Genomic DNA, 9,855 nt, shown 5'->3' with positions numbered 1-9,855 from the left:
GACGCCCCCGCCCAGCGCCATCGCCACCCCCGCGACGTCCGCATCCTGCCGCCGTCGCGGGATTTTCATTGAGGGGACGGTTTGACGCCTGTGGCCCAAGCGGACCTTGAATGATCATTAGAGCTTCAGACCGACGGGCTTAAGCGCGGCCTCCTCTTGCCGACGTTTCGTACCAGCCTCGGCTGCGGTTGACGATCCACACGACGGTGAGCATCACCGGGACCTCGATCAGGACGCCGACCACGGTGGCCAGTGCCGCGCCGGATTCGAAGCCGAACAGGCTGATCGCGGCCGCGACCGCCAACTCGAAGAAATTGCTGGCGCCGATCAGGGCGGAGGGGCCGGCCACGCAATGCTGCTCGCCGGCGAGCCGATTCAGCAGATAGGCCAATCCGGCATTGAAGTAGACCTGAATCAGGATCGGCACCGCGAGTAGCGCGATCACCAGCGGCTGCCTGATGATCTGTTCGCCCTGGAAGCCGAACAGCAGCACCAGCGTCGCCAGCAGGGCGACCAGCGACAGCGGCTGGAACACGCCGAGCAGCCGCTGCAATCCGTCTTCGCCGCCGCTCGCCAGCACGCGGCGCCGCAGCAGCTGCGCGATCAGCACCGGCACCACGATATACAGCACCACCGACAGCAGCAGCGTGTCCCACGGCACGGTGATGGCCGACAGCCCGAGCAACAGGCCGACCAGCGGCGCGAAGGCGAACACCATGATGGTGTCGTTGAGCGCCACCTGGCTCAGGGTGAAATGCGGCTCACCCTTGGTCAGGTTGGACCACACGAACACCATCGCGGTGCACGGCGCGGCCGCCAGGATGATCAGCCCGGCGATGTAGGAGTTGATCTGCTCGGCCGGTAGATAGGAGCGGAACAGATAGCCGACGAACAGCCACGCCAGCGCCGCCATCGTGAATGGCTTGACCGCCCAGTTGATGAACAGCGTCACGCCGATGCCGCGCCAATGCTCGCGAACCTGCGCCAGCGCGGCGAAGTCGATCTTCACCAGCATCGGAATGATCATCAGCCAGATCAGCGCCGCGACCGGCAGGTTGACCTTGGCGATCTCGGCGGCTCCGATCGCCTGGAAGGCGCCCGGCATGACGTGGCCGAGCCCGATGCCGACGACGATACACAGCGCGACCCAGAGCGTGAGATAGCGTTCGAAGGTGGACATGCGGGTTTGCTCTCCAGCCGAACAGCCGAGCGAGGACCTAAGCGGTGGCCACGCGCCGGCCGCTGGCATCGATCACCTGCTCGCCGTCCTCCTTGAAGAACTCGCCGCGCTGCGGCGGCAGCAGGTCGATCACCTGTTCGGACGGTCGGCACAGCCGCACGCCGTTCGGAGTCACCACGAAAGGCCGATTGATCAGGATCGGATGCGCGGTCATTGCATCGAGCAGATCGTCGTCACTCAGCGACGGATCGCCGAGCTTCAGCTCCGCGAACGGCGTGCCCTTTTCGCGCAGCGCCTGCCGCACGGTGAGGCCTGCGCGCGTGATCATCTGGCGCAGCAGCGTACGGCTGGGCGGGCATTTGAGATATTCGATGACGTGCGGCTCGATCCCGGCGTTGCGGATCAGGCCGAGCGTGTTGCGCGAAGTGCCGCAATCGGGATTGTGATAGATCACGACGTCCATCAGATAGCCTTTGCATTCGAGTGTTTTCGTGACGAGTGCCGCACCGGCGCCGGCGGACAGCAGGGCGTGAGGTCGGCAATCAGCGGCGCGCAGATCTCGCTGCGGCCGTTGCAGCAGTCCTTCAGCATGAACAGCATCAGCTCGCGAAAGCGGGACAGATCGGCGCGATAGATGATCGACCGGCTGCGCCGCTCGGAGGTCACCAGCCCGGCGTGGCTCAGCACGCCGAGATGCACCGACATCGAGTTGGCGGGCACGCCGATCGCTTTGGCGAGGTCGCCAGCGGCCACGCCGTCCGGCTCGCGCCGAACCAGCAGGCGGAACACCGCCAGGCGGGTCTCCTGCGACAGCGCGGACAAGGCGTCGAGGGCATCATTCGTTTCCATGATTCATGAATAATTGAATTATAAGCCCAGATCAAGTACAAGGTCGCGGTGTCCAACAAAGCCTCCCGGAGCCCGATGACCGATCCAGCAGATCTTCCGCACATCTTTCCGAACGCCTTCAGAACGCCGAATCCGGCCCGTCTCGGCGATCATGCGGAGCATCGTCCGCGCATCTTGCTGCTGTACGGCTCGTTGCGCGAGCGATCGTACAGCCGGTTTGCCACGATGGAGGCCGCGCGTCTGTTGCAGGCGTTCGGCGCGGAGACGCGGGTGTTCGATCCTGCAGGCTTGCCCTTGCCGGACGGCGCACCCGCCGACCATCCCAAGGTGCAGGAATTGCGCGACCTCGTGACATGGTCGGAAGGGCAGGTGTGGTGCAGCCCGGAGCGGCACGGCGCCATGACCGGCATCATGAAAGCCCAGATCGACTGGATCCCGCTGTCGCTCGGCGCCGTCCGGCCGACCCAGGGCAAGACGCTGGCGGTGATGCAGGTCAGCGGCGGCTCGCAGTCGTTCAACGCCGTCAATCAGATGCGCGTGCTCGGGCGCTGGATGCGGATGATCACCATCCCTAATCAGTCGTCGGTGGCCAAGGCGTACGAGCAGTTCGACGATGAAGGCCGCATCCTCGCATCCGCTTACTACGATCGGATCGTCGACGTGATGGAGGAACTGGTGAAGTTCACGCTGCTCACCCGCGGCGTGTCGTCCTATCTCACCGATCGCTACAGCGAGCGAAAGGAGGATCTGGCCAAGCAGCACGGAGAGCGGCTGCAAGCGATGTGAGTGAAGAACGCGTGACAGCTCTGGCGCTTCAACCAACCCGGACGTGGCGGGTTTCTGTCTCCGCGATCCACGCCGAAATGTTCCGGTCTATGTCTTGACATAATTCCTAATGCGACTATATTCCGCTTCGTCCTGTCCAACGAGGGGCGCATCATGAGGCGTCTTGGTGTGGGGCAGATCGGTCGGCTGGGTGACCAGCCGGGCGAGCCCGGCGAAGCCAGCAACGGCTGGCGGAGGCGGGTTGACGCGGCGTCCTGCGCGACGGGTCTCGCAAGCCCGCGTCCGGGAGGCATCGGGTCTCCGTCCGGGCCTACTACGAGGCTCTGCGACTTGTTAGTTCGCTGGACGCGGGACGGGTGAAGGCGGGGAAAGCCCGCCGGATCAAGCGGTGCGGAGTGCATCGCGCCCGTCCCCGGAAGCACGGACCTGATCGCCCAAAACCGCTGCCGGTGGCGCGCCGCAAGGCGATGCGCGGTCGGTCGTTCGCTCTCGCAAAGGCGACGACACGCTCCGCGAACCACGACCTGTTTGCGCCGCGCGGCGCGCCGCCTCCCCTCGGGGGAGGCTGTTTGCAAAACTCGGGCGCAGCGCGCCGCGAGGCCGAAAAGGCTTGGCTGCGATGCGCGGTACGCCGGGCCGAAACCGGCTCGCGGGATGGATACGCGGATCGAGCGCGCGTATGACGCATCTGAGGCGGCGCGGGCATGCCGGCGCCAGCCTCTGCGACAAGCCGGAGGAAATCACCCGATGCAATCTCCCCGCGACCTGCTCGGCGATCTGTGGACCTCGGTCGGCGGCGATGCCGCCGCGCTCGCGCGCGTCAGGCTGACCGGCGACGAGCCGCAGCTGCCGTCGTCGTTTCGCGTCGACGCCGCGGCGCAGGTGTCGATCGCGGCGAGCGGGCTTGCCGCCGCCGAGATCTGGGCGATGCGCAGCGGGCAGATGCAGGACGTCGCCGTCGACATCCGCCACGCCGCGATCGAGTGCCGCTCCGAGCGCTACTTGCGCCGCGACGGCGAGCCGCCGCCGCCGATGTGGGATCCGATCGCCGGCGTGTATCAGGTGAAGGGCGGCCGCTACGTTCGGCTGCATACCAACTTCCCGCATCATCGCGATGCGGTCTGCGCCGTGCTGAGCTGCGAGGCGACGCGCGAGGCGGTGCAGGCGGCGCTGCTCGAATGGGACGGCGAGGCGTTCGAGACGGCAGCCTATGCGCTCGGCGGCGTCGTGGCGCTGATGCGCTCGCGCGACGAATGGCGGGTGCTGCCGCAGGCGGCGGCGCTCGATCAGTTGCCGCTGGTGGAGATCAGCCGGATCGGCGACGCGGCGCCGAAACCGTGGCCGGCGGGCGATCGTCCGCTGAGCGGTCTGCGCGTGCTCGATCTGTCGCGCGTCATTGCGGGGCCGGTCGCCGGCCGCACGCTGGCGGCGCATGGCGCCGACGTCATGCTGGTCTCGAGTCCCAAGCTGCCGTCGATCCCGTGGCTGGTGATCGACACCGGCCGCGGCAAGCTGTCGAGCTTCGCCGATCTGACGACGCCCGAAGGCCACGCCGCGCTGCGCGAACTACTCACCGAGGCGGATATCTTCAGCCAGGGCTATCGGCCGCGCTCGCTCGCCACGCTCGGCTTCTCGCCGGAGGAGGCGGCGAAGCTCAATCCGGGGATCGTCTACGTGTCGCTGTCGGCCTATGGCCGCCTTGGGCCTTGGGCCGAGCGGCGCGGCTTCGACTCGCTGGTGCAATGCGCCACCGGCTTCAACCATGCCGAAGGGCAGGCGGCCGGCGTCAGCGGGCCGAAGGAGCTGCCGATGCAGATCCTCGATCACGCCACCGGCTATCTGATGGCGTTCGGCGCGATGATCGCCAAGGCGCGCCAGGCGCGTGAGGGCGGCAGCTGGCACGTCCAGGTGTCGCTCGCCCGCACCGGCCGATGGCTGTGGGACATGGGACGGCTCGCCGACGGCCTCGCCACACCGGATATCAACCCGGCTGCGGCCGCGCCTTATCTGGCGGACATGCCGTCCGGCTTCGGCACCCTGACGGCGGTGCGGCACGCGGCCCAGTTGTCTGCAACGCCGGCGTTCTGGGCGCGGCCGGCGGTGCCGCTCGGGACTGATCCGGCGAGGTGGCCGCGGCACTGATACCAACGCGCGTGGGGGCGCGCTCCTTCACTGATCGCGCGGGTTGTATCGCGCCCGGGTAACACCTCTCGCCGCGGTTTCGCCAAAAAGTTAACGCGTTGTTGAGCCGGTTAATCCAGCATTCAGGTTCCGCTCGCTAGGAACATTCGTCCGGGCGGTCGTCCTGCCGGGATGGTGCGCTGCGATGGTGAGGATTTCAGGCTCGACGCGCTTTTTGGTTGGCGTGTCACATGATTTCGGCACTATGGGCCGCCGGGAGGCGAACGCGGCGATCAAGCCGGATCTCGAGCTGGGACCATGCTGAACAAATTGACTGATCGTCTGCGAGCGGTGCCGCGTAAATGGCTGGTTGTGGCCGGTTGCGGGATCGTGGGCGCCGCGGTGGCCGGCACCGCCGTGCTGCAGAGCTTCGAGACGCCGGAGGTGCATTCGGAGATCTCCAGCCAGTCCCGCCGCAGCGCCGATCGCTACACGCCGAGCCCGTCCGAATGGGCCAGCCTGACGATCGAGCCGGTCAGCGATTTCAGCTTCCGCGCCGAACACATCACCGAAGGCAAGATCGCGATCGACGAGGACCGCTCGACCCCGGTGTTCTCGCCTTATGCGGGCCGGGTGACGAAGCTGCTGGCGCGCCCCGGCGATCATGTCGAGCAGGGCCAGCCGCTGTTCACCATCGAGGCGCCCGACACGGTGCAGGCGCAGAACGATTTCATCGCCGCCTCGACGGCGCTCAACAAGGCGAAGTCGCAGCTCGAACTGGCGCAGCTGCAGGACAAGCGCGCCCGCGATCTGTTCGAAGGCAAGGCGGTGCCGCTTAAGGACTATCAGCAGGCCCAGACCACGCTGATCAGCGCGCAGAACGACATGCAGTCGGCCACCACCGCGCTCGAAGCGGCGCGCAACCGGCTGCGCATCCTGGGGCTGACCGAAGCGGCGATTACGACGTTCCAGGACAAGGGCAAGATCAATCCCGAGACGACGATCTACGCGCCGATCGGCGGCACCGTGCTTCAGCGCAAGATCGGCCCCGGCCAATACGTCAATGCGGGCGCCAGCGATCCGGTGTTCGTGATCGGCGATCTGTCGACGGTGTGGCTCACCGCCTTCGTTCGCGAATCCGAAGCCGCGGCGGTCGAGATCGGCCAGGACATCAGCTTCAAGGTGCTGGCGCTGCCGAACCGCACCCTGACGGCGCGCGTCAACTACGTCGCCGCGGCGATCGACCCGAACACCCGCCGGCTGATGGTCCGCGCCACGCTGGACAATCCGGACGGCGCGCTGAAACCGGAAATGTTCGCCAACGTCACGATCTATTCGGCCTCGGATCATCCCGCCGTCGGCGTGCCGCGCACCGCGCTGATCTACGAAGGCGACCAGGTCCGCATCTGGGTCGCGCGCGACGATCGCTCGATCGAGCTGCGCACCATCAAGCCGGGCCTCACTGCGGGCCATCTGGTCGAAGTCATCGGCAATCTGAAGCCGGGTGAGAAGATCGTCACCAAGGGCAGCCTGTTCATCGACCGGGCCGCCACCGGCTGAGCTTCATCCGACGGTACCCTAACTGCCCATCTCGGTCATCGTGCCTCACGCACGCGAAATTCGCACAGCCTGTCGCAGAGTTCAGTTGACGGCGCGCAGCGATGATGACGAGAACACACCGGACGCCTGATCGCGGCTCCCGCCGCTCGCCTGCCTGAAAGGTTCGATCCGGATGGGTCGCCTCGTAGCCCTTGCCGTCAATCGACGTTATCTGATGGTCCTGATGTTCGTGCTGGTGCTGGCCGGCGGCGTCATCGCCTTCAGGCAGCTCAATATCGAGGCCTATCCCGATCCGACGCCGCCGATGGTCGACATCGTGACCCAGAGCCCCGGGCTCTCGGCGGAGGAGATCGAGCGCTACATCACCATCCCGATCGAGACCCAGGTCGCCGGCATCAAGAACCTGAAGACGATCCGGACGATTTCGCTGTACGGCCTGTCCGACGTCAAACTGCAGTTCTCGTTCGACTACACCTATGACGAAGCGCTGCAGCAGGTGCTCAACCGTCTGTCGCAGCTGCCGGCGCTGCCCGGCAACGCCCAGCCTGGCATCTCACCGCTGAGCCCGATCGGCGAGATCTTCCGCTACCGGCTGGTCGGCCCGCCCGGCTACAGCGTGCTCGACCTCAAGACCTTGCAGGACTGGGTCCTGCAGCGCCGCTTCCGCGCGGTGCCGGGCGTCATCGACGTCACCGGCTGGGGCGGCAAGACCAAGACCTACGAGGTCCAGGTCGACTTCAACAAGCTGGTCGCCAATGGCCTGACCCTGCCGCAGGTGCTGCAGGCGGTCTCCAATTCCAACATCAATGTCGGCGGCAACACAGTCGATATCGGCGCGCAATCGGCGGTGGTGCGCGGCGTCGGCCTGATCCGGTCGATCGATGATCTCGCCAACACCATGGTGACCTCGAGCAACGGCAACCCGGTGCTGGTCAAGGACATCGCCACGGTCAGCGTCGGCGAAAAGCCACGGCTCGGCATCGCCGGCATGAACAACGACGACGATATCGTCCAGGGCATCGTGCTGATGCGGCGCGGCGAGAAGAGCTCGCCGACCATCGCGCGGGTCGAGCAGACGGTGAATGCGATCAACGCCTCCGGCGTGCTGCCGCCGGGCGTGCGGATCGAGCGAATCTACGACCGCAAGGACCTGATCGACACCACCACCCACACCGTGCTGCACAACATGGTGGTCGGCATCCTGCTGATCGTGGTGCTGCAATGGATCTTCCTCGGCGATCTGCGCAGCGCGCTGATCGTCGGCGCCACGATTCCGTTCGCGCTGTTCTTCGCGGTGATCATCCTGGTGCTGCGCGGCGAGTCCGCGAATCTGTTGTCGGTCGGCGCCATCGATTTCGGCCTGATCGTCGACGCCACCGTGATCATGGTCGAGGCGATCTTCAGGCGGCTGTCGCACTCTACGCCGTTGTCGGAGGAAGAGCGCAGCCACATCTCCGCCGAGACCATCATGGGCATGAAGAGCCACGCCATCCTGTCGGCCGCCGCCGACGTGTCGCGCTCGATCTTCTTCGCCGCGGCGATCATTATCGCGGCCTTCCTGCCGCTATTCACGCTGTCCGGCGTCGAAGGCAACATCTTCGGGCCGATGGCGCGGACCTATGCGTATGCGCTCGCCGGCGGTCTGCTCGCGACCTTCACGGTGACGCCGGCGCTGTCGGCGATCATCCTGCCGTCGCACGTCAAGGAGACCGAGACGTTCCTGATGCGCTGGCTGCATCGGCTGTACATGCCGCTGCTCGGCTGGGCGGTGGCGAACCGGCGTCTGGTGATGGCCGGTGCCGTCGGCCTGGTGCTGATGACCGTGGTCGCGTCGCGCTTCCTCGGCCTTGAATTCCTGCCCAAGCTGGAAGAGGGCAATCTGTGGGTGCGCGCGACGCTGCCGCCGACGATCTCGCTCTCCGAAGGCAACGGCTACGTCAATCAGATGCGGAAGCTGATCCAGAGCTTCCCCGAGGTCGAGTCGGTGGTGTCGCAGCACGGCCGGCCCGACGACGGCACCGACGCGGCCGGTCTGTTCAACGCCGAATTCTTCGCGCCGCTGAAGCCGGTCTCGCAATGGCCAGGCGTCAAGGACAAGGACGATCTCACTGCGCGGATGCTGAAGCAGCTGCAGGACAAATTCCCTGGGGTCGAGTTCAATTTCTCGCAGTATCTGCAGGACAACGTGTCCGAAGCGGTGTCCGGCGTGAAGGGCGAGAACTCGATCAAGCTGTTCGGCAACGACCTGCAGGCGCTCACCGACACCGCCAACAAGATCAAGGCCGTGCTGTCGACGGTGCAGGGCGTCCAGGACCTCGCGGTGTTCACCTCGCTCGGCCAGCCGACGATCCAGATCGACGTCGACCGCGCCCGCGCGGCGCGCTACGGGCTGACGCCCGGCGACATCAATGCGACCATCCGGGTCGCGATCGGCGGCGACAGCGCCGGCGATCTGTACGAGCCCGGCAGCGACCGGCATTTCCCGATCATCATCCGGCTGGCGCCGGAGTATCGGAAGAGCGCCGAGGCGATCCACAATCTGCGGATCGGTGTGCAGGGGCCGAACGGCATCACGCAGATCCCGCTCAGCGAAGTGGCCTCGATCCAGCTCGTGTCAGGCGCGGCCTACATCTATCGCGAGCAGCAGGAGCGCTACCTGCCGATCAAGTTCTCGGTGCGCGAGCGCGACCTCGGCAGCGCCATCCAGGAGGCTCAGCAGAAAGTCGCCGAACAGGTGCAACTGCCGCCCGGCTCGCGGGCCGAATGGGTCGGCGAGTTCGGCAACCTGCAGGACGCGATCAAGCGGCTGTCCATCGTCGTCCCGATCAGCCTGCTGCTGATCGGCGTGTTGCTGTTCTTCAATTTCGGCTCGTTCGCCGACACGCTGCTGGCGATGAGCGTGATTCCGATGGCGATCTTCGGCGGCGTGATGGGCCTCCTGGTCAGCGGAATCCCGTTCAGCGTGTCGGCCGCGATCGGTTTTATCGCGCTGTTCGGCATCGCGGTGATGGACGGCATCATCATTCTGTCACAGTACAACCAGCTCATCGATCAGGGCCTCGACCGCATCAAGGCGGTGATCCGCACCGGCGAGCTGCAATTGCGACCGGTGCTGATGACCTGTGTCATCGCCGGCGTCGGCCTGTTGCCGGCCGCCGTGTCGCACGGCATCGGCTCGCAGGTGCAGAAGCCGCTGGCGATCGTCGTCGTCACCGGCATGATGCTGGCGCCTGGCGTAATTCTGATCACACTGCCTGTGCTGATCTCCTACTTCTCGCGCCGCCGCCTCGGATGATTACTTAGGCGACTTCGTAGTCCTGCGGGGAGCCGCAGGCTGCGTATTGCGAGAAATGCCTGCA

The 9,855-nt window shown here is 66.1% G+C and carries 7 protein-coding genes; 4 read left to right on the top strand and 3 right to left on the bottom strand.

The window, feature by feature from the left end; all coding sequences use genetic code 11:
- Positions 1-139: 139 nt before the first annotated feature.
- Genes arsB through IP86_RS12245 form a run of 3 tightly spaced genes read right to left on the bottom strand, consistent with a single transcriptional unit; the run spans position 140 to position 2,029 of the window.
- The gene (gene arsB, locus IP86_RS12255) at positions 140-1,180 is read right to left on the bottom strand and encodes an ACR3 family arsenite efflux transporter (protein ID WP_054162798.1); all 1,041 of its coding nucleotides are present in this window, start codon (positions 1,178-1,180) and stop codon (positions 140-142) included.
- A 37-nt stretch (positions 1,181-1,217) separates the two neighbouring features.
- Complete coding sequence (arsC, locus tag IP86_RS12250; RefSeq protein WP_054162797.1) at positions 1,218-1,643, bottom strand: arsenate reductase (glutaredoxin); 426 nt, start codon at positions 1,641-1,643, stop codon at positions 1,218-1,220.
- Entirely contained in the window at positions 1,643-2,029 is a 387-nt protein-coding gene (locus IP86_RS12245; RefSeq protein ID WP_054162796.1) for an ArsR/SmtB family transcription factor, read from the bottom strand. Before IP86_RS12245 ends, arsC begins: the two co-directional genes overlap by 1 nt.
- 75 nt (positions 2,030-2,104) lie before the next feature.
- On the opposite strand from IP86_RS12245, the gene arsH reads away from it, so the two are divergent.
- The 4 genes from arsH to IP86_RS12225 all read left to right on the top strand — a co-directional run bounded on the left by arsH (position 2,105) and on the right by IP86_RS12225 (position 9,791).
- Positions 2,105-2,815 (top strand): arsenical resistance protein ArsH, encoded by a 711-nt coding sequence (gene arsH / locus IP86_RS12240; RefSeq protein WP_054162795.1) that lies wholly within the window; start codon positions 2,105-2,107, stop codon positions 2,813-2,815.
- A gap of 747 nt (positions 2,816-3,562) precedes the next feature.
- Positions 3,563-4,957: a CoA transferase gene (locus tag IP86_RS12235; protein ID WP_054162794.1), complete on the top strand. Its 1,395-nt coding sequence runs from the start codon at positions 3,563-3,565 to the stop codon at positions 4,955-4,957.
- Positions 4,958-5,254: 297 nt separating this feature from the next.
- Positions 5,255-6,496: an efflux RND transporter periplasmic adaptor subunit gene (locus IP86_RS12230; RefSeq protein ID WP_054162793.1), complete on the top strand. Its 1,242-nt coding sequence runs from the start codon at positions 5,255-5,257 to the stop codon at positions 6,494-6,496.
- A 172-nt stretch (positions 6,497-6,668) separates the two neighbouring features.
- Positions 6,669-9,791, top strand: a complete 3,123-nt coding sequence (locus tag IP86_RS12225; protein WP_054162792.1) for an efflux RND transporter permease subunit — start codon at positions 6,669-6,671, stop codon at positions 9,789-9,791.
- Positions 9,792-9,855 lie beyond the last annotated feature (64 nt).

Origin of the sequence: Rhodopseudomonas sp. AAP120 (genome assembly GCF_001295845.1) — a bacterium.
Lineage (GTDB): Bacteria > Pseudomonadota > Alphaproteobacteria > Rhizobiales > Xanthobacteraceae > Rhodopseudomonas.
Note: the sequence above shows the minus strand (reverse complement) of the source record. Positions and strands in the feature narration are given on the sequence as shown.

Bases quoted from the DNA above. Each gene is read 5' to 3' on its own strand.
- arsB (WP_054162798.1), bottom strand. From the start codon at position 1,180: ATGTCCACCTTCGAACGCTATCTCACGCTCTGGGTCGCGCTGTGTATC.
- arsC (WP_054162797.1), bottom strand. From the start codon at position 1,643: ATGGACGTCGTGATCTATCACAATCCCGATTGCGGCACTTCGCGCAAC.
- IP86_RS12245 (WP_054162796.1), bottom strand. From the start codon at position 2,029: ATGGAAACGAATGATGCCCTCGACGCCTTGTCCGCGCTGTCGCAGGAG.
- arsH (WP_054162795.1), top strand. From the start codon at position 2,105: ATGACCGATCCAGCAGATCTTCCGCACATCTTTCCGAACGCCTTCAGA.
- IP86_RS12235 (WP_054162794.1), top strand. From the start codon at position 3,563: ATGCAATCTCCCCGCGACCTGCTCGGCGATCTGTGGACCTCGGTCGGC.
- IP86_RS12230 (WP_054162793.1), top strand. From the start codon at position 5,255: ATGCTGAACAAATTGACTGATCGTCTGCGAGCGGTGCCGCGTAAATGG.
- IP86_RS12225 (WP_054162792.1), top strand. From the start codon at position 6,669: ATGGGTCGCCTCGTAGCCCTTGCCGTCAATCGACGTTATCTGATGGTC.